At 45.1% G+C, this 21,186-nt stretch carries 18 protein-coding genes; all 18 read right to left on the bottom strand.

Features of this window, described 5'->3' with window-relative positions; all coding sequences use genetic code 11:
- Positions 1 to 5 precede the first annotated feature (5 nt).
- Positions 6 to 446, bottom strand: coding sequence for a EutP/PduV family microcompartment system protein (locus GQF01_RS00920; protein ID WP_161404880.1), 441 nt, complete (start codon positions 444 to 446; stop codon positions 6 to 8).
- A gap of 4 nt (positions 447 to 450) precedes the next feature.
- Positions 451 to 792 (bottom strand): BMC domain-containing protein, encoded by a 342-nt coding sequence (locus GQF01_RS00915; protein ID WP_161404878.1) that lies wholly within the window; start codon positions 790 to 792, stop codon positions 451 to 453.
- Complete coding sequence (locus GQF01_RS00910; protein ID WP_161404876.1) at positions 774 to 1,076, bottom strand: EutN/CcmL family microcompartment protein; 303 nt, start codon at positions 1,074 to 1,076, stop codon at positions 774 to 776. The genes GQF01_RS00915 and GQF01_RS00910 overlap by 19 nt, the downstream gene beginning before the upstream one ends.
- 6 nt (positions 1,077 to 1,082) lie before the next feature.
- Positions 1,083 to 1,910, bottom strand: a complete 828-nt coding sequence (locus GQF01_RS00905; RefSeq protein ID WP_161404874.1) for a hypothetical protein — start codon at positions 1,908 to 1,910, stop codon at positions 1,083 to 1,085.
- Positions 1,911 to 2,672, bottom strand: a complete 762-nt coding sequence (gene pduL / locus GQF01_RS00900; protein WP_161404872.1) for a phosphate propanoyltransferase — start codon at positions 2,670 to 2,672, stop codon at positions 1,911 to 1,913. It abuts the gene before it with no gap.
- A gap of 3 nt (positions 2,673 to 2,675) precedes the next feature.
- Positions 2,676 to 2,963 carry a BMC domain-containing protein gene (locus GQF01_RS00895; protein ID WP_145668697.1) on the bottom strand — a complete coding sequence of 96 codons (288 nt, stop codon included), beginning with the start codon at positions 2,961 to 2,963 and terminating at the stop codon, positions 2,676 to 2,678.
- An 18-nt stretch (positions 2,964 to 2,981) separates the two neighbouring features.
- On the bottom strand, positions 2,982 to 4,487 hold the full coding sequence (locus tag GQF01_RS00890; RefSeq protein WP_161404870.1) for an acetaldehyde dehydrogenase (acetylating): 1,506 nt from the start codon (positions 4,485 to 4,487) through the stop codon (positions 2,982 to 2,984).
- Entirely contained in the window at positions 4,484 to 4,987 is a 504-nt protein-coding gene (locus GQF01_RS36795) for a BMC domain-containing protein (RefSeq protein WP_328803374.1), read from the bottom strand. The genes GQF01_RS00890 and GQF01_RS36795 overlap by 4 nt, the downstream gene beginning before the upstream one ends.
- A gap of 19 nt (positions 4,988 to 5,006) precedes the next feature.
- Complete coding sequence (gene eutL / locus GQF01_RS00880; protein ID WP_161404868.1) at positions 5,007 to 5,675, bottom strand: ethanolamine utilization microcompartment protein EutL; 669 nt, start codon at positions 5,673 to 5,675, stop codon at positions 5,007 to 5,009.
- A gap of 141 nt (positions 5,676 to 5,816) precedes the next feature.
- On the bottom strand, positions 5,817 to 8,939 hold the full coding sequence (locus tag GQF01_RS00875; RefSeq protein WP_161404866.1) for an S-layer homology domain-containing protein: 3,123 nt from the start codon (positions 8,937 to 8,939) through the stop codon (positions 5,817 to 5,819).
- A gap of 248 nt (positions 8,940 to 9,187) precedes the next feature.
- A complete protein-coding gene (locus GQF01_RS00870; RefSeq protein WP_161404864.1) occupies positions 9,188 to 9,568 on the bottom strand; it encodes an iron chaperone in 381 nt (126 codons plus the stop codon).
- Positions 9,569 to 9,585: 17 nt separating this feature from the next.
- The gene (locus GQF01_RS00865) at positions 9,586 to 10,326 is read right to left on the bottom strand and encodes a Fic family protein (RefSeq protein WP_161404862.1); all 741 of its coding nucleotides are present in this window, start codon (positions 10,324 to 10,326) and stop codon (positions 9,586 to 9,588) included.
- Between the two features lie 153 nt (positions 10,327 to 10,479).
- The gene (locus GQF01_RS00860; protein ID WP_161404860.1) at positions 10,480 to 11,349 is read right to left on the bottom strand and encodes an NAD-dependent epimerase/dehydratase family protein; all 870 of its coding nucleotides are present in this window, start codon (positions 11,347 to 11,349) and stop codon (positions 10,480 to 10,482) included.
- 26 nt (positions 11,350 to 11,375) lie between these two features.
- Entirely contained in the window at positions 11,376 to 12,347 is a 972-nt protein-coding gene (locus tag GQF01_RS00855; protein ID WP_161404858.1) for an aldo/keto reductase, read from the bottom strand.
- A gap of 177 nt (positions 12,348 to 12,524) precedes the next feature.
- Positions 12,525 to 13,520, bottom strand: a complete 996-nt coding sequence (locus GQF01_RS00850; RefSeq protein ID WP_407945381.1) for an AI-2E family transporter — start codon at positions 13,518 to 13,520, stop codon at positions 12,525 to 12,527.
- A gap of 178 nt (positions 13,521 to 13,698) precedes the next feature.
- Positions 13,699 to 14,043 (bottom strand): DUF805 domain-containing protein, encoded by a 345-nt coding sequence (locus GQF01_RS00845; RefSeq protein WP_161404856.1) that lies wholly within the window; start codon positions 14,041 to 14,043, stop codon positions 13,699 to 13,701.
- Between the two features lie 327 nt (positions 14,044 to 14,370).
- The gene (locus GQF01_RS00840) at positions 14,371 to 15,474 is read right to left on the bottom strand and encodes a slipin family protein (protein WP_161404854.1); all 1,104 of its coding nucleotides are present in this window, start codon (positions 15,472 to 15,474) and stop codon (positions 14,371 to 14,373) included.
- 633 nt (positions 15,475 to 16,107) lie between these two features.
- The gene (locus GQF01_RS00835) at positions 16,108 to 21,180 is read right to left on the bottom strand and encodes an S-layer homology domain-containing protein (protein WP_161404852.1); all 5,073 of its coding nucleotides are present in this window, start codon (positions 21,178 to 21,180) and stop codon (positions 16,108 to 16,110) included.
- Between the last annotated feature and the right edge of the window lie 6 nt (positions 21,181 to 21,186).

Here is a 21,186-nt window from a genome sequence, read left to right as displayed (position 1 = left end):
TAGGATCAAGAGCGTACGATTTGCATAAGCCTATCTTTTAGCTGGGTGATACCCTCGTTCGAAGCAGCGGACGTTAGAAAGATTTCGCCTTCCGGCAACGCCTGCCTCAGAAGTTCGATGGCATGATCGATATCTGCCTGGGGGTGATCAATTTTGGTGACAGCCCCTAAAGCTGGTACAGCAAAGCCTTGTTCAAATCCAGGAGGGAAATAATTCCTGCCCCGCGTTGCATCCTGAACCAGCAGAACGGCTGCGGCCTCGTGCGAGGTCGCCATTAATGAGCGATAATACAGCGGGTTCTCGCTGTATTCGCCAGGAGTATCGATGACCCAGTCACGGTAGATGAGGCTTTGCGTTTTGGATGCGGGCTGGGACTCCCCGAATAAGGCTTTGATCAGCGTTGATTTGCCTGCGCCGACGGCACCGATGATCATCACTTTTTTCATAGCGTTATGACCTCGTGATCGGTGCTGTCGAAAATTTCAACTTCTCCAGCAAAAACACATTCACAGCAGCAATCGCCATCTCCACGGCAGCTACTTCTCCCGTGAGCACCAGTGAGCCTGTGAATCGGTCCAAATAGCCGATGCCTACGTCAGCTGCTTTGGTTGCAATGTCCGCTGCGATGATAGCCGTCTCCGTTGGAGTCAGCGTGAGAATCCCAATCGCACTGCGCTCCTCGATGCCGAGCTTCGTATACAAAACCGGATCTGGATTGGCAATGACATGAGCCAGTGTCAGCTGCTTGCCAGGGACATATTCCTGAATCACTCTCATCTTCTGCTCTTCCATGCTTCCTCCTCGGCTTCCTTCGTGACCTCGAAGCTATCGACAATGCCGACGATCATGGCATCGATGGGTACCATTTTATCCGTAAACAAGGTTCGGGCTGGACTGCCTCGGGAGACGATCACACGTTCGCCAACACCTGCTCCAATGCGGTCTGCGGCAATTATCGGCGTGCCCGCTTCGTTGCCATTGAAATCCATCGGCTGGATCACGAGCAGCTTTAAGTTATCCATACCTGTTTCCTTTTGCGTAGCCCATACACTGCCAATGACTTTACCGTAAAACATAAGACCTCACCTTTCGGCTATATATTCGATTGTGATGCCTCTATCCTTCAGCATGTCGTGCGCTAGTGCGGAGATGATTGTTTGGCTGCTAATTTGCAGGGAGCGGAATGAAAGATTTCGGATCTCCCGTGTGACCCATTCTGCGGAGATTAGCTTTCCTTCGTAGACGAGGGCTGATGTTGGTTGCGCAGAAATTTCAGATTTCCCAGGTAGGGAAGGCTCAAGCTCGGCTTTGAGATCAGCCTCAGCTTTTTCATTACGAATTTTGCCCACGACTTTTTCGGCAAGTTCTTTGGTGGGGGCGAACTCGACGCCGTACATTTGGAGCTCCATTTTGTAATAATCAAAAAGATTGCGATACGCGGTTGGCAGTGTCAGCGCTTGGAGCGTCCGGCGGTCCGCCTTTTTCAATCCTGAGATATCCTCACCGATGAGGACAAATTTATTTTGAACCAGCGTAGAAAAAATGATCTCCGAGACGATCGTCCCTTTCATACCAAGGGCTGCTCTGGCCGCATTATCCAGATCGATTTCTGGAATCACGACGCCTTCGTACGCAAGCGGCACCTCAATGGGGGCGGGAGCGAACTCATCAGAGGCAATTGTACGGCCTCTTCCTCCGCATTCAATCTTGTGCTTGCCGAGCCAGCAGGAGGCTTCGCCGTCCAGGAACATTAGATCATGGTCAATGCCGTGAATATTTAATGCTATAAAATGATCAGTGAAGGCCTCATGCGAGGTGCTGTCATAAAACAGGTAGAGCACCTTCGGCCTTTTAACCTGCTGGCTCAACATCTCACGAACGATCGCCTCGACCATTTGCTTGATCTCCACCTAGCGCAGCCTCCCTTCAGCATTCTTATGGATGATCTGAACCGTATCGCCTGTACTTACATGAGCTGCATTCGCCTCATCTCGATCAATATGGAAATCCAGTGAATACTTCGGGCTCACCCTCACGATCACATCGGCAAAAATAAGCGGCCGCTCCCCCATCGCTTGCAGCAAAATGTGGTCCCCGTGATTCAGGCGCATAGACTGGGCTTCATCCGGGGATGCATGCACGTGATTTTTGGCTATAATCAGCCCTTGGGATAAAACGACCGTTCCTACAGTCCCCACCAGGGTAATTCCTGGTGTGCCTGCAAGATCGCCGGAGAGACGAATCGGCGGATGAACGCCAAGCTCGAATCCGTCTGTGCGCGAAATCTCCACTTGCGTCACGCCACGTGAAGGGCCAAGAATGCGGACGTTAGAAAGGCTGCCGTGCGGACCTTTGAGTGTCACGGTTTCACGAGCAGCAAATTGCCCCTTCTGGGAGAGTTCGCGCAATGGCGTCAGCTTGTAACCCTTGCCGAACAGCGCCTCGATGTGATCTGGTGCGAGGTGCACGTGCCTATTGGATACTCCAACAGGGATGAACTGCATAGACGAAGGTCCGGATGGTACGGGTGCCACACGCAGCAAAGGAATTCCGCGCTCCTTCAGGAAATCGGCGGCTGCCGGGGTCAGCTTATCCCCCTCTGTGACTGGGAAAGGGTTGGCCAACCCTTTGATCAGTTGTGCGCGCAGATACGTTTCCGTAATGAGAGCCATATTTTACCCTTCAAGCTTAGGAAGAATGAACTCAATGTCTGAGTGCGGACGGGGAATCACATGCACCGAAACCAGCTCTCCCACCTTCTCCGCAGCTGCTGCCCCTGCATCCGTGGCTGCTTTGACGGCACCAACATCTCCCCTGACCATCACGGTCACCAGCCCGCCGCCTACATGCACTTTCCCCACCAATCTGACATTCGCCGCCTTCACCATCGCATCCGCTGCTTCAATTGAACCTACCAAACCTCTCGTTTCCACTAAACCTAATGCGGCCAATTCACCTGCCATTGCGCTCTCCTCCTTGGATTAAGACAATTGCATATCGGTAAGGACCTTTCTGATGATCTGAGCCACTTCCTCGCGCGTAATGCCGAGCTGATTCGCTTTGATTAGGCTATCCGCCACTTGGCTCGCGACATGGTTAGGGTCAGTATTCGTCGTCACAGGCTCCTTAGGCACGGGCATTTCTTTAATACCAAAAGCAACCCGCTTGATGTTCAGCAAATGCTGCGGCCCAATATTATCCGATGTAATGTTATTACCGAAAGTTCCACACCCGAGTGTCATGGAGGGGAAAATCCCAGTCGTAGCACCAATACCGCCGAACGTTGTTCCCGTGTTGACGACAATGCGTGATGCCGGCTTTTCCAGTCCGAAAGCTTCGATAACCGATTGATCCTCAGCATGAATGCCGAGCGTATGGCCTAAGCCGCCGAGTGTTAACAGCTCAATGCAAGTTTGGCAGCCTTCCTGCCAGTCGTTCACCGTGTATAAGGCAAGGACTGGACATAGCTTCTCCATGGAAAAAGGGTAGTTGTGCCCGACCTCCGACTCTTCCGCGATCAAAATTTGCGCACTATCCGGGACGGTGATACCCGCTTTGCTCGCAATGGCCTGCGGTGATCGGCCGACTACTTGCGGATTCATTCCCTTCGCTACGGTGAGGAGAGAGGAGACCTTTTGTTTATCCTGCTCGTTGAGGAAATAGGCGCCTTGTCGCTGTAATTCTTGAATTAGGCGTGGTTTGATAGATTGATCCACCACAAGTGCTTGCTCTGAAGCGCAGATCGTGCCGTAGTCGAAGGTTTTACTCTGCAAAATGTGGCTCACCGTATTTGGGATGTTAGCACTCTGGTGGATGTACACTGGCACATTGCCAGGCCCGACACCATAGGCGGGTTTGCCGGAGCTGTAGGCGGCCTTCACCATGGCGGTTCCGCCTGTAGCCAAGATGAGATCCGTCAGCTGGTGCCGCATGAGCTCCCCGCTAGCCTCCAAAGAAGGATGCGAGAGGCAATGAATGAGCCCCGGCGGGGCTCCCGCACTCTCTGCCGCAACCCGCATGACGGCGGCTGACTCTTGCGAGCAGCGAAGCGCTGACGGGTGCGGGGAGATCACAATCGCGTTGCGTGCTTTCAGCGCGATCAGGCATTTGAACAGCACCGTAGAAGTCGGGTTCGTTGAGGGAATGATTGCTGCAATGGTTCCGACGGGCTGGGCGATTTCCCAGACCTGCTTGGCGTTGTCCTTGCGGATGATTCCAACCGTTTGCATGTCCTTTATCGCTGCATAAATGTCCCGCGCGACGAACAAATTCTTCGCCTTTTTATCGGCGACTTTCCCGAAGCCCGTCTCGTGGACAGCCATAGCGCCGAGCCGCTCAGCGTGCTGCTCCGCCGCTTCCGCCATGGCGAATACGATCGCATCGATTTGTGGCTGCGTCATTTTTTCCAGAAGCTTCTGAGCTGCCTTCGCTTCTTGAAGGCAGTTGCGGACCTCCTGTATGGCTTGCAAATCGCTGTCCAGCTTCATGTCGGCGGACCTCCTCCTTCAGAGGGCAGCTCCGTGAAGAGTCGGACAAGCTCCGCTTTGCTAACCAGCTGAATATCTCGTCCGGCCAGAGGGAACTTTGGCATGCTTTGGGCGAGCTCTCTGAGCTGGGCGACCGTCATTTTGCTCCAGTTCTTGGTGGCAGGGGGCGCTTCCTGCTTGGGTGCTTCTGGTGCTGATCGTACGGCTTGCTCCTTCTCTTGGGCACTCTGCAGCATCTTGTAGACGGAAGGATCAGGACGCGGAATCACTTGTACGCCGAGCAGCTTACCCACCCGCTTCGCTTCTTCTGCGCCAGCGTCTACAGCCGCTTTGACTGCTGCCACATCGCCCCAGATATAAACCGTTACGATGCCGGCATCCACTTTCTCGTACATCGTGACCTTCACATCCGCCGTTTTCGCTGCAGCATCGGCGGCGGCAATCAATGCCGGCAAGCCGTAGGTTTCGATCATGCCCAAGGCTAGCTTTTGTTCCATCATTTCAGACACCTGCCTCCTGCTAGCCTATTTTTTTCGGATCTCTAGCGATAGTTTGAACGGCCTCCGCAAAAGCTTCTGCCGCTGCCGCACAAGCCGATTGGCTGCCTGTCAGTAATCCTCCCGCAAAATTCGTCTCCGTCGGAGGGCCGTAGAATTTGCACAAGCGCACATCAGCGGCTTTAAGTGCCGCATCCAGGCTGTAGATGGCTTCTAACGGAGGAGCGATTAAGTAAGCAAGCGGTTCTCCTTCTTGGACTCCCGCTTCCTTGGAGAGGTACGAACCCGTGCGGGAAATGACATGCGCATAATACGCATGTGTGGCGTCGGCATTCAGCGCGTAGAAGCAAGCGCCGGTCTGCATCACTTGGATAGCGGCATCCAGCCCGCTTCGCACTTCGTCCGGCGAGGCGCCGCCGATGATGCCGATAAATTCGCCGGACAGCGGCCCCGACGCATGTCCTGATCCTGCATAGAACGAGCGGGCATACACTACCTCTACCGCTGCGTTCTTCGTTGCTTCATCGATTGCGGTGTAACCTACATCGTCGATGGAAGAAGTAAGTAGGCCGAGGCTGCGGATGCCCGGCTTCAGCTCTAGCTGCTGCGCGAGCCCGGCGTCGACGTTCGGGATGATCCGGACGGCGAGCGGTACGGCGCGTATCGGTTGTGCGTTTACGTGAGGGGCCACCCCTTTCACCTCTTCGCTTCAGTGATGAAAGCAAAAAGATGCCTCGGTTCGGAGAACGCTCGACGTTCTTGGACCTGAGGCACCTTTGCCTGTTTTATGCTTTTGTTAATGGATATGCGATGAATGAGACAAATATGTTCATTACTTTGGCCAAGCCGCATTCTGAAGCAGCTTATTAATCAATAGAGCGGTCTGCCCACGCGTAGTCTTGGCATCCTTTTCAAAAGAGAATCCATTGCTTGCATTCAAAATATTACGTTTCAGAGCCATAGCGACAGCATCGCTTGCCCACTCATCAACCTGCAAAGACAATTCACTCATGCGCTGTGCATATCGAGCTCGCTCTGAATCATTTAATTTCGTAGCAGCATTAATGAATTTCAGCGCATTGCTAATCATCGTAATCGCTTCTTGATGCGTAATACTTTGCGCTGGACGGAAGGTTTCATCCTCATACCCACTAATGAGACCCGCGCCTACTGCCGTATAGACTGCTTGACTAAACCAATCTGCATCGCTCACGTCTGAAAATCCTTTATCTATGCTACTAACTATCTTCATACCCAAGCCTCTAACTAAAAGTGTCGCAAACTCCGCACGGGTTACACTCGCGTCAGCGCGGAAGGACCCATCTTCAAAGCCTTGAATCACGTTGCTAGCCGCTAAAGTCTCAATGTCATCTTTGGCAAAATAGTCCTCTTTTACATCGGCGAACTGCTTTTGCGATTTATAAACCGTATAGATGGAGTTCCCTTTCTTCCAAAGTGTTGCGGATGCCGGCTTACCGTCCTTATCCAAAGTCACGGTCATGGGCACGGAAATCAACGTTCTCGATGCAGGATCCCATACAGCTCCGTTTAACTTCTCACCAGGGTTTAATTTGAAATCTTTTGGCAAAAGAATCACATGCCCAACAAATTCAGAAAAGGAATCAATGGTAGTAATCAGGCTATTGCTGTCGTTCAGAAGCGAAAGTTCATAGGATAGAGCTTGACCTACGCTCTCTCCCCCATTTGAAGCAATCATTTTCTGCAGATTCTGTTGGTCAGCTAGTGGGAGCTTATCAACGCTAATTCTAAGATTCATCCAGTCTTTTCCGCCGTTAGCTTTCAATGCTTCTTGCAACACATCAAAAGGGATTCTCGCTGTCCCTACGGTTGTATTGAAAACTAAAATAGCGTCTTCTTGCTTATTCGTAATCTCATTGATTTGGCCAGCATTCATCTGGAAGTCGTAGCCATCAGCACTTGTCTTTAAATCGATAGGAATTTCATTGTTACCTGATTTGGTTTGATCTTCTACTAGCTTCTTAAGCTGATCTGGCGTGATGCTCGAAGTGACACGGATTGCGCCATTTTTGTTGACGATTTCCCACTTGAAGGATTCGGTTGGGCCTGTTGGGCCTCCGCCGCCGCCACCTCCACCGCCTACACTGGCAGAGGTATGGATATCTATAAATGGACTATATTCGCTTGTATTTCCTGCTGCATCAACAGCCTTAAGCGCATACCTGTAATCCGTATTCGAACTTAATTTAGTTAAATTATAGCGAGTTGTCGTGCCTGATATTGAAACCAACTCACTATACGTACTATTGCTTACTGTGTACAACTTATAACCTGTGATACCAACGTTATCAGTTCCTGCAGTCCAATGTAAGGTAGCGCTGCTTGAAGTGATGTCTGTCGCACTTGTAGTCGTGTTAGCTGGCCATTCTGGAGACACGGTATCAACTGGCCCTGGAGCCGGACGAACTTCCACTTCAGTATTTGTATAAAATCCTCCATCATTCGAAAGGTAGACAGCTGCGATTTGAGCAATACCAGGCTTATTCCCTGTTATGACACCATTCTGATTAATTTTTACCACATTAGGATTTGATGTGGTGTAGTGTGCAGCATTTGTAACATCTTTTTTTGTCATATCCGAATAAGTTGCCAGTAGAACGGTGTCAAGGTTCTCACCTGCATTTACGGTGTACCGATCCGCACTGAACTTAACAGAAGTGAGTTTAAGTGGATTTACATATAACTTTTCATAATGATTCTTATAAATTGCAATGATTGTTATTGGTCCTGAAGTAGTTAACGTGATGGAGTGATCTCGGTTAACAACTCCTTTATTATCATCTTCCAAAACAAAAATTGCTTCACTTGTAACATCTGTATACGCCTGTTTATCAAGCTTATACGCTAATAGTTCAGGACGAATAGTCGTTCCTGCATCGAAGTTTTTATTCATCAATGTGGCCTGAGTATTCGTTGAGTAAGCGGTATAAGCAATATTAGGATCACTGTTTCCAACCACCATAACGGGTGTAGAAGCGGTTAAATCCTTATAAGTAGCTGTTATTACTGTATAGCCCTCAGCCGTAGCAATAGCTTTATGATTAGCCGGATCAATGCTAAGAATCGAGTTCTTCGAATACGAATAAGAAGCATATTGAGTTACATCTTGGGGAACTCCATTTTGATCATAAGCGTTGACCATGAAATAGTTGTTATCATACCCTTTCACGTATACGTCGAATGGAAACGGCATGGTCAAGCCTTTGTATGATCCTTCCATGACCTTAATATCTTGAGAACGACTGATCCCATTACACACGGCTGTAATTATCGTACTTCCAGGAGCTCTCGTTGTAATTTGACCATAATCACTAATACTAGCAATAGCGGGGTTAGAGGAAGTTATTTGGCAGGGTTTAATATCAAAACCTCCCATGTAGGTATATCCTTCTTTTTGAAATGGATTTCCGTAATAAGCTGTACTGCCTCCTATATATTGTGTGAATGGAACATTGTTGACACCCGTATACATGGTTTCAGGTAAACCTATTACAAAATTTTTTAATATGCCACTTTCACCAAAGTAGCTATATATACCTGATGCTTCTGAGATTTTATCAAAATCATTGTAAGTTTTTGTTTCAATGTTAATAGTTTGTGGGTTATAATTTGTACCCGTTATAGCATCAATATTAAACTGGTTAATTTTCATAGTAGGCTCGTAACCATTCACGACACTATCTGGTGAGTATGTTCCAACCGTGTTTAACAGACCACCGAATCGATTTCGAAAGTCAACACGAATTTGCGATTCGTAGGAATACACTGTTCCAGTAACTCTTCCTGTAGCAGGATTATATGTAATTGAAGAGGGAACATATACGTTTAAAGCGTTTGAAATAATCGGAAAAATCATTAGTCCCATGATAACAAACAATGAAACCTTACTAATAAATAGTACTAATCTATGCGACATACTCTTAACACTCCTCTTAATTTATCTTAGGAAAAATAGTTCAAATCTATATTATCTCGTTATCCTCACTTCCATTTGGGCATCACATTCTATTGAAGTATACTAAATCAAAACGAATTTAATTGTAGTTTTTTGTCTAAATTCATAAAATTTTGATTAATATTAGTACAAACTAAATAAAGCCGCACATCCCTGTGCGACTTCTTAGTTCAATACATGAATTATTTATTTTAAACTAATAAAACCATTCACTTCTTTTTCCCACTCTTCGCCTTTTCCAAATTCCGAGCAACCCTATACTTCACAATCCGGCTGATCAACTCATAAGGTATCGGCTTTCCAAGTGGAAATTGCAAAGTTCCTTTTGACGCATGGTACTCTGCTACCTCATCTTGAAATTGATTAATTCCATCCGGTGCAGGGTAAAATCCGATATGATTTTTAAAAGCTGCAAAATGCACCAAATTCCCATGCTGCTCAAATGTAGGCATCGCATAACTGATCCTTTCTTTGGCGTCTGGGGCTGACTCTTTGATCACTTCTCTTAACTTCTGGAGGATCTCCTGAATCTCTGGTGGAAAGGCAGCGATGTACTCATCGATAGATGTGTATGAGATTTTTTCTTTCATGGGTTCTCCTTTTTAGGTCATTTGACCGCACCAATGTATCTCTGCAAGCTCTCTTCTACACACCCAGCAATTAATTGCACGAATGGTTGTAGATTTGTATTTATGCTAGCTATTTCTAAAGTCTCATAGTATTTTAAACGATCGTTATTTGCTGCTTTCACTATGGCAGGAGGAAATCCGAATTTCATTAAAATTAAATTCATTAGTAGTCTCGCTGTACGTCCATTACCATCAGAAAAAGGATGAATATAAACAAATCGGAAGTGAAACTCTGCAGCTAGTTCAACGGGATGTATAGTATCTTTATGATCATTGTACCACTCCATTAGGTGCTCCATCTTACTGGAAAGCACGGTAAAGTGCGGAGGGACATGCTGTGAGCCTGATATTAAAACGTTAATCATCCGATATCGGCCAGCGTTCTCATCTTCAATATTTTTAAGCACTAATTGATGAATAGATTTAACGACATACTCAGTCAATTCTATATTCCTATGTACAACATCTTGCACATAATATATCGCCTCTGAATGGTTAACAACCTCAAAGTGCTCCCGTAACTTTTTACCGCCTATGGTTAATCCTTCTTCAAGAACAAGTTTAGTTTCCAGAAGAGTCAGTGTATTACCTTCAATTGCATTAGAGTTATACGTCCACTCGATTCGGTAAACCTCATCCAAATTTCTCAAAGCAGCCGCAGGCAGAGGTCTGAGTTCATCCAATTCTTTTTTCAAACGATCAATATTATCGAAGTTCATAAAACCCCTCCTGCACCTCTATTATTACCATTATATCACAGTCCGCGGTGCTTAAAACGGTGCTTGCTTGAAATCATCCCCACACAAACTAACACCTGCAGCCTGCTCCGGCTAATAAAAAAACGACCAATCCCAAAGGATTGGCCGCACTCATCACTGCTCCATTATCTTAATCTGTGGTTCCCAGCCCAACAATCTTTTCGCCTTCGCGTTGGAAATGAGAGAAGCTCTTCCCTCAAGCGAGGAGCGAATTTCTTTCACACCGGGAAGGTACTTCGCCACTAAATCCCGAGTTAACCGATCCGACGAGCTATCATCTGCTGCAATGATTAGCGCTTCAGCGCCAAGTCCATCGACCTCAATTGCTTTGAGACAAGCAGAAGCTACGTCCCTTGCGTCGATGTAAGACCACAGAATACGCAAACGTGCGTCCGTATTATCGAAATTAGCTTTTAGCTGCTCATAGCTCTCCGGAACAAGAATGTTGCCTAAGCGGAAACTGACCACCTGCATGCCGGTACGTCGATTGAACGCCTGAGCAGTGACTTCGTTCACCACCTTGGACAAGCCGTAGCTGTCCTCCGGCAATTGTGGATGCTCTTCATCGATCGGAATATACTGAGGCTCGAAGAACTCGCTGGCAAAACAGATCCCATACGACGACTCACTCGACGCGAGCACAACCTTCTTGACGCCCAAGTTGGCCGCCGCCTCCAGAATATTGTATGTGCTCATCACATTATTGCGGAAACAGACCTCATTGGTATGCGTGTAAGCTTGAGGGATAGCAGCAAAATGCACAATTCCCGCAACCTCTTTCCGACTGCCAGTACTGAATTGCGAAAGTGCATTATGTACCTGCCCCAAATCATTAAGGTCCGTAATAATCGTCCGGCAGATCGGCTCAGCTGGAGCCTTCACATCTAAATTAATGACATCATAATTATTTTCTACAAAATGCTTTAAAATCCACTGACCCGCTTTGCCGCTGCCGCCAGTTACAATGATCCGTTTTTTCTCCATGAATCCGTCATCCTCCTTAGGTCTAATCAGCCTCTATAAAAATCCCGAATCCAGCGATGCGCCTTCAGCTTCTCAAGTTGTTCCTTGGTCAGGCCCTGGCCGTCACCAACACGCATATTAGACTCCACGTTTCGTACGGAGCGCATGCCCGGAATGACCGTTGATACCGCAGGATGGCTCAACACATAGCGCAGTGCAATTTCCGGCATTTGCTCGACCGAAATATCCAAATCAGCCGTTATTTGCTGAACGCGGTCATACACCTGCTGCTTGCGATCGCCTCGGAAATAGCTATTGCGGAAATCACCTTCGCTAAACGTCGTGTCCGGTGTAATGCGCCCCGTCAGACCGCCTTCATCCAGCGAAACTCTGACAATAACGCCAACATTGTGCTCTGCACAGGCAGGAAGCAATTGATCTTCCGGACTTTGATCGAAAATGTTATAAATAACCTGCACCGTATCCACGAGCCCCGTTTCAATCAGCTTGAGCGCATTGTTCGGTTGATGATCGTTGATCGAGATGCCGAAATGCTGGATTTTACCTTGCTCTTTCAGCTTGCGGATCCCTTCCAGCCAGTCTCCTTGACCTACCCACTCGTCCGACCAGACGTGGAACTGCTGCACATCAATCGTCTCTAGGCCGAGATTGCGTAAGCTTTGCTCTGTGCTCGCAATAACATGCTCTGCCGTGAAAGTCTCTTCCACAGGCACGCCATCACGTGCTGGCCATTGTCTATTTTTTGGAGGGATTTTGGTTGCCACATAAATCGGCTTATCGTGGGCTTTCACCACTTGCCCGACAAGTCGTTCACTGTGGCCATCGCCATAGCCCAAAGCTGTATCAATAAAATTCAAGCCCAGCTCAATCGAACGATTCAGTGCTTGAATGGATTCCTCATCGGAAGCGCCGATCCAAGCCGTTTTACCGATTCCCCATGCGCCGTATCCGATTTCTGATATCTGCAGTCCCGTTTTTCCAAGAGTTCTATTGTTCATCTTCAGTCCTCCATCCACTGTTTTACTTACACTTGTTATTATACAGGCAAAGGAAAAGCTGCATAAGAACTGAAAAAGTTGTCAGTTAGTAACGTTGGCGTAAGTAAGGGGATGTGGAGAAATGAAAAAAGACACCTGTGAGGGTGTCTTTGGGTCGTTTATGTCATAGTCACAGGATCAGTCCACTTTTTTGGCTGTATCTACATCGATAATATCCAACAAGAAAATAAAGATAGGAATACCTACGATTAAACCCCATGTACCCAGATAATGCTCAGAGAAAATCAGAATAATGAACGTGTAGAACATCGGAAGATTCATTTTGGAAGACATCAGTTTGGGATTTAAGAAATACCCTTCCAGGAAGTGAAGCACCATGATCATAGAGATCACATAGATCACCATCAGATATCCGCCTAAATTAAAGGCAATGATGCCTAAAGGAAGTAAAGAAATAAGAAAGCCCGCTACGGGAATTAAACTAAGCAGGAAAATCATAATGCCTAGCGCAAAAAGATAAGGAAAGCCAAGTATCCAAAGACCAATCACTGTAAACACCGTATTAAAAAGGGCGATTAGGAGTTGTGCTTCGATAACTTTGCCAAAAGATAAGACGAACTTCTGACCGAAATATTCCAATTCTTTGTATAGCCAAGAAATTTTACTTTCTCTTAATCTGGAAGTAAAGGCAACGATTCTTTTCCTCTCCAGGATGAAGAAGAAACTTAAGATCATTGCTAAAATAAAAGTGGTTCCCCAATTGCTAATTCTAAGAATATATTCAAATCCTTGCTTAACATAGGCTTGTAAGTTTAAATCCTTTAAAGTTTTATATAGATACCGAGAAGCTTCATCTTGAGGTACGGGCAAATTCGTTAGCCCGACCAGAATTTCTTTTAATTGCAAGATTTGAACAAATACCTTCGGTAAGTAATTAATAATTGAAACAACGAATACAGTAATCATAATTAGATATAGCAAAATGAGAATGACTTTACTATTAACCTTAATGTATCTACTAAGCCTTCTAGTCAGAAAATTTTGAATACTGCTCATAAGGAATGCCATTAAAAATGTTAAGAGCACTAGATTAAGCATGTCCCTTAAAGCGATTACTAATAGAACAATAAGGATAAGGATAGAAAAACGCCTTACAGTTAAATTCGAAAACATTTTGATAATATGCTCCATCACGTCGCGTCCCCATTCAACATTATCAACCGTCAGCTTATTCTTCCTTAGTTTACAGAAATAAATTAACTATAGCAATTTCTTAATGTGCAGGTAATAAACAAATGCCAAAAAGCCCCCACCTACTTAGGATGGGGGTTAGCTTTTGCGCTATTCCTACTTATTGCTTAGGATTAGGCCCATGCTGATTTTCATTAGGATCACTATCTTGGCAGTAAAATACAATAAGAATAATCGCACCGATAAGTGGAATTAAACCAATCAGTATCCACCAAGCACTTCTCCCCGTATCATGGAGTCTCCGGAATGCAACGGCCAAGGATGGCAATAAGACGGCTAAAGAGTAGAGGCCGGTTAAAACATTTGTAATCCCGAGCAGGGATTCCAATATGGCAAGGATGATGGAGATGATCAGATTGAAAAGCACAAACATCCAGTACTCCTTACGCTGCGCCCTGCCTGAAAATCCTACGTAATTCTTCAGCACCTTCGAATACCATTCCATGTGTAAACCTCCTTCATATTCACCAACTTGGATCGATAAAAAGGCTTCCCTATTTGCAATCTCATTCGCATTTATATGTAATTATTTAATCATGTAAAGACTCTGCCCCCCTTTGGAATGTTTGCTTTCTCCCACTCCACCTCCCCGAACAAAGCCAAGGCGTTTCAGCTCCAAATAATGCTATGCCCTTATATGTATTTGGTTGGGGGTTGTCTTGATGATTAAAATATGGATAATAATGGTTTGGTTTATTTAATGAAAAAATCCCTACATCACAATGACGTAGGGATTCTCTATTCGAACCTGCCGATTAGCCGCGTTACGTTATTATTTAGCTCCTCCAAGAAGAGAATTCAGCTGTTCCAGCAGGTTGTCTCTGCCAGTGAGCGAAATCGTCCCGATTTTCTCACAAATTTTCTCAAGAAATTCAAGCTCCTTCAAGCGAAATAGGGTCTGATTCTCGTCCATCAACTTAGCTGTGTTAAGCAGACTTCGAGTAGAAGCGGTTTCCTCACGACGGGTTATCAGATTTGCTTGAGCTTTCTTCTCTGCTAACAGCACTGTATTAAGTATCTCTTTAATATCTCCAGGTAGAATAATATCCTTTACACCGGCAGCAAAGAATTTGACCCCGTAATCCTCACTTTTTTCGTTCAGACGCGACAGTACAAATGTCGCAATTTCTTGCTTCATCCGCAACAAGTCATCAAGCTTCAACGTCCCGACGTATTCACGCAGAATAAGCTGCAATAGAATATACACCTGATCTTCAAAAGCTTTGATTTCCAGTGCACGCAGCGGATTGATAATCTTGTACTGACAGACGAAATTTAAGCGCAGCGTTACCTTATCCTCCGTCATCATTTCCTGACCGGTCATATCCAGCTGTTGCTGCCGTAAATCCACGGTTTTTATCGTTGCGATCACCGGCCCCTTCCAGAAGTAGTATTTTCCTGGGGCAAGTTCCTTCTGCATGACGTTGTTATAAAAAAGCACCCCTGTCTCGTGGCTGGCCACTTCCGAAACATAAAGATAACCTGCAACTTTCGCAAATATAGCTCTATCTATTTCTACACCAACCTCTGGTTGGCGAATATCGACTCGCGTGAAGTCATGCTGTTTCATCACATTCCAGAAAGCGTATTTACCGGCTGTCATAAGCGATACGAACTTTCCATCCTCATAATGAAGAACGTACTCATGATCCTGAACATTAATAACAGTAATCTCCTCAAGCAACCGTTCGTCCTGAAGAAATAAATTTAGATCCTTCCCTTGCACGACGAATGGTTTGGTGACATTCATCAACACAATTTCATCATCTGAAAATGGTGCAAGTCGATAAACACCTGGTTGCAAGTGCTTCACATAACTGCCTCTCTTGAACAGTAATCCTCTTTCATCAGCTTTAACAATAATTTTCTTTAACATATATATATCCTCATTTCATTGAAACTTTGTGGGGTGTTGTGACCTTTATTAGGGAAGCCTCCTGATTAAGAAGCGGAGCCCGCTTAAGATTGGAAAATCGGTACCTGCGTACGAAACTTTCTGATGGCGATGCGTTCTCCCTTTCATCCCGCACTCACTCACCTTGCCATAACGTGGCCAAGTACTTTGTTTTCGAATCGGCATCCACAGGCCGCAAAGCTGCTTTCTCAGTGCCTAATTAAATCCAGACTGAGGATTCCCACTAACAGGTCTACTAGAGATTTCATCGCTCGATGGGAAGTCGAGTATTTTACCAAAATCGCTCATTATGCGATTGGGGAATCGAACCCCAAATGGTGGTTTCTCACCGAAACAATCGTACAGGATACCGTAACATACGATGCACGGCACTGCGGGATATCTCGATATCCTCGCCTCGTTACGACCGCCCGGATAAGAAACAGTGTAAGCCTTACAGGTTCTATCTTCGCTTATTCTCCAAATAACGAACATGGTGAAAGTATTACGACGTTGCGTAATTTTTCCATTTTACCCAAGTATATGTCCTTGAGCTGGAATGGAAATACGCAAATAACTCTACATCATTGATGTAGAGTTTATTTGCAATAAAACTTATTTCACGCCGCTAATTTGTTTCAGCATACGCACTACAACAGTAGCGACCTGTGCCCGTGTGCTATTTTGAGACGGTGCGAAATGAGTGACATCCATACCGTTCAGCAATCCGAGAGATGTAGCAACTGCAACGTATTGCTTAGCCCAATCGCTGATGCTACTTGCATCAGCGTAGTTGAGCGATTCAGCTGCAGCGAGATCACTCAGTTGCTTACCCGTAGCGTTCAGGTACGCGCCCACTATCATGACAGCCAACTGTTCACGCGTAACATTATCTTCTGGAGCAAATGTGCTATCGCTTGTGCCACCTGTAATATTCGCAGCATAAGCAGCAAATACAGCATCCCTATACCACGAATCATCAGCAACGTCTGCAAACGATTTAGTAGCTGTTTGAACCGGCAGATTCATTGCTTTTTTAAGAATCGTAACAAACTGTGCACGAGTCATGTTGCTGTTCGGTTGGAACGAGTTCGCATCCATGCCGTCAACGATTTGCTTGCTGACCAGCTGCTCAATATCCGCTTGCGCCCAATGACCTTGAATATCAGCAAAAGTGGTCAATGATTGTGCATTTTTCTCAAGAACTGCGTACTTGGAGAAGTGTGGCAGCGATGCGGTGATCGTACCATCCCCATTCACTGTACCACCAACGTAAGTCCAAGTATTAGTCGCCTTATCTAACCAATAAACACCTAATTTGCTAGTATCTTTTACTTTGGACGGATCATAGTGGAATACAACTTCAACTGGACTATTAAAATCAGTGATAGCTTTATCCTGCTCTGTTAATGTGAACTCTACCAGTGGAGAGACTGTATGGAAGTTACTCAACGCCGAGAACTCCCCACTCCAAATCTTAAGTTCCATGATGTTACTCATGTCCTTAACAACCAAAGCATTCACAGGGAAGGTCAGTTGAACATCGTTTGTCTTGACAACAATTGGCTTACCTTTGTCGGCAGCTATTTTAACAATGTCAGCATCGAAACTAACTGTCGTGATGTCAATGTGTTGGTCAGTTGTCGCATCCAAAACAAGCTGTGACTTCGCAGAATTAGAAAGATCAATCAGCATATCTATATGAGCTGGCTGAACATCATACGTCATCTTACCGTTAGCATCAGGCTTTGGAAGGCTTTTGCTGCCACCACTGCCTCCTCCACCTCCTCCTCCTCCACCACTAGGTACAGGCTCGGCATTATACGTTTTTTCAATCTTCAAGCTTGGTATATTGACGGCTTGTTGTACTGAGAAGTAAAGACTTCCAGCCTCTGTTCCCAACTGCGGAATGCTAAAGTTAACTGAAGTCTCATTACCAGCAATTACTTGCCTTAAGAATGAATTAGCAGAGTTTGAATTGCGGTACACTCGAACGATATCACCAGGACTTAAACTCGAGACCGTAATCGTATCGGCGGTGCCGGACTTATTATTAGTAATTTGAATTTGATTGGGTGTCAACGAACGTCCATAATGCCAATCATATAAGCTAGTCGTTCTAGCAGGGCTAATCCCAGTCGCAGAAACCGCATAAACGGCTATCTTAGTCGCACCTAACGGAATCTGTGTATTCATTGGAATATTGGTCTGATAGTATCTATTTGAATTTACTGGCACACTCACAATAGGTTTAAGCATTTTCAGTTGATCATTGACGAAGTAAACCTCGTAATGCAACGTATTGAGGCTACTATTTGCAGAGAAGTTTAAGAGGCCTCCTACTTCCCCTACGTCTCCATCACTATCCAACTGGTATATTGACTCGACAGGAAGTTGATTATCTGTGGGCAAAGTAGAAACAGGCTCATCTGCTATGTTATTCACCAAATTATAAGTTGCCAATATTATTTCATCATTTGCTGAATTGACTGCCGACAGTCTCAGGCTCAGCGCATCTGCTGGAATTTGTGTATCTTGAATGGATACATTATATTGCTGCTGCCCTTTACTGATTTGCGCAAACGGGCTGCCGATTGCCTCCATTCTTGAATCTATGAATCTAACAACATATTCTTTTATGCTCGACTCATCAACCTTAGGAACCCAATGTAATACTCCTTTAACATTCTTAATATGAGTATCCTGGTCTTCAAAATAATAACTACCAGGATCGTAGTCAATGCTATCCCAAAATCCAAAATAATATCCATTTGTCCCTTCACCTTGATTATTTTTGCCGAAAACTCCGATCCTCTCGGTACCAGCCGGAATCGTAGTGCCTTTAGAAAAAGTGATTTCATAAGTCGGATTATCAGACCATTGGCCTGGACGAATAAGCTTGTTTTTAGTAACTTCAGCAATGGATTGAAGTTTTGCATTATTTCTATCGACAAAATAGAGATCATAGCTTGTTGCAACTCCATCTGAAGAAAAATCAGACCAACTAATTGAGCCCCCAAAATTTCCACGAGACAGATCATTGTCGTTGTCTAGGTAACTAATGATCCCAAGGTTGGGAGCTGGGATCGTCGAATTCGTTCCTACAATAATAGGGCTGCTCGTAGTATTGTCGAAAATTTGCATACGGTACAACTCTTTACTTATAGCCCCGGACAATTCCTTTGGTCGCAGATCGATATAAATGGCTCCAACCGGCACTACATTTTCAGCAATATCAACTTGATAAGTTAAACTAGGCGTTTCATGCTTGGGAACGCTATAGGGATTACCAAGCATCTTTCCTGAAGCGTCAGTAAAACTTAACTGGTAGCCAGTATAGTAAGTTTCAATTGCTGTTATCCATTTTACCAATGGATGGATTCTTCCCCGTGTAGGTTCTTGATCTTCGAATGTATACTCGTAATAGGAACCTCCACCTCCACCTCCAGTTGGAGGGGAAACATAATCCCAGAATGCACTAGTAGCGGCGGAAGAGCTTTCTCCTATCGCATTCTTTGCATAAACGCCTAAATACATTGCTCCCGAAGGTATACTCGTTTCAGGAAGGCTGTTGTTGTAATAATTGCTTACCGTATAGGGAATTTCAGCCACCTTATTACCGATTTTATTCTTATTTTGATCTAAGAAATAAACGGTATAACTGGTTACTAAGGTGCTCAAAGGGGTGTACCAACTAATGTTTCCGCTTATCTCCCCAGCTGTAGCGTCGTTATCATTAAAATAAACATCGTACACTTGAAGCGCTGGTGGATTAAATTCTGGTGCGCTATCGTGAAGTGCCTGCATAGAATTGAACTTCTGTATGGTTTTCCCATCTTCAGAAAGCATAACAATTTGACCGCTTGGCAGTGTCAGCACATTTTTCGCGATGAATGGCAGATGGTATTGCATGGTATACGAATCCCGATCCCAAACGGTGTCCTGTGCAAAAACATTAGCTCCTTTAGCCGCAATAATTGCAGCTCCGAAATAACTCTTCCATGCCGGAATCTGAACAAGTGTATTTTTATTCAAAAGATTACTCGCATAGTATAGATCATTTCCGCTCATTGTGATCTCGCCTACTGCGTTGCTGTATACTTGGGAAACGGCTTGCTGTGAAAAATTAGTTAGATTAAACTTAAAAGCCGTACTTGTGGAATACTTCGGCTTTTCTCCGAAGTATAAGGCATTGTCATCTAGACTAAGGACCATACGACCTTGATTAAGGTTTTCAGCGTAATTAGCCTTAGTTCCAGTTGCAGTATCAAGGACTTGAATCCCCGGATAACCAAAAACACTCATATTTGATGCCGTGTAGATCAGCTTTTGATTGCCATATACAACTTGGCTGACAAAGCTGCCGACATCCCATGAAAAGACAGTTCCGTTGACACTTGTTCCCCCAAGTGTATCTACTCTTAGTATTTGTGTGGCTGATGCATTACTAATATATAGCTCGTCATGATCAATAAATATCGAATTAGGGTTAGATCCTATGGTTCTGGTTTCTTGAACGGTCATATCACTTGCTCGAATTCTCATCAACTGATTGCTAGCTGAGGAAATGGCAAACAGGCTCTCACCATCATTGCTGTATACGAGATCGGTCACCGATTTATCCAGAGTCAGCTTTTGACCGACAGTTTGCCATGATATAGGAGGAGTGGAGGGCACCAGATTCACATTAATGATCTGTATAACATTTGGAATGTTAGAGCTCCACGCATCAGATCCCGTATACGAGTAAATATGATTCTTACTATCCATTAAAATTTTTCGTGATGCCACAGGAAGTTCTGCAATTTGAGTAAATCCTTCTCGATCATACACGTAGCTATGGTCTGGTGCGGCATTTCCGGAATTAAAAGCATGGCTGGTAAACACCGCGTTGCCTTTAACATACATCGCGTCATCTTGATAAGTACCTTGAATAGAGGCTAAATCAGTATTCTTAAATCGGTAGCCCGCATAAAAAACCTGATTGCCATCAACAATTACTTTTCTGTCAGGATAACCAAATCCGTAGTTTTTGTCATACGTAGTTCTTGAAAGTGGTTGCAAAGTAGAACTGCTGTATGAATAAAGATTGGAACCACTCGATCCCGACTCACCAACAAATAAAATATGGTTTGCTGTATCAATGGCTAGATCAGGATCACTAAATTCACCGTTAATCGCCCCATTCAGCACTGTCTCTGTTTGCGTTGTTAAATTGTATGCCGCTACACTAGACCAACTGTGGAGCTCTGCATAAAACAGCTTATCACCGTCGATAGCCAGATCGTAAGGCTTTATGGACGTTGTTATCGAGCCAGTTACTTCCTTTCGCGCAATATCTACAATAGCAATGGCCGTTGTTCCTGACAAAGCAACATAAAGCTTTCCGCCAGATTGTACTAAATCTGAAGGTGCAGTAAGCGTGACTTGCTTCTCTATCTGAAGATCACTCATTCGAATAAAAAGTAAACTGTTAGCCTCACTAGAGACAGCATAGATATATCCTTTCGCTTCATCCATTATCCATTCCCGGATCGGTTTCTGCAGCGTAGTGCTTGACGGAGATGCTTCGGCGTAAGCTTTACTTTTTATCTCAGGGAGTAAAGCAGATGAAAGAACCAACAAGATAGCCAATAGGACTATAGATATTCTTTTATTTAATAACCTCTTGTACGTTCTAGAATGCATGAAAAA

It is taken from the genome of Paenibacillus silvestris (genome assembly GCF_009882985.1).
In the GTDB taxonomy this organism is placed as follows: domain Bacteria; phylum Bacillota; class Bacilli; order Paenibacillales; family NBRC-103111; genus Paenibacillus_E; species Paenibacillus_E silvestris.
Note: the sequence above shows the minus strand (reverse complement) of the source record. Positions and strands in the feature narration are given on the sequence as shown.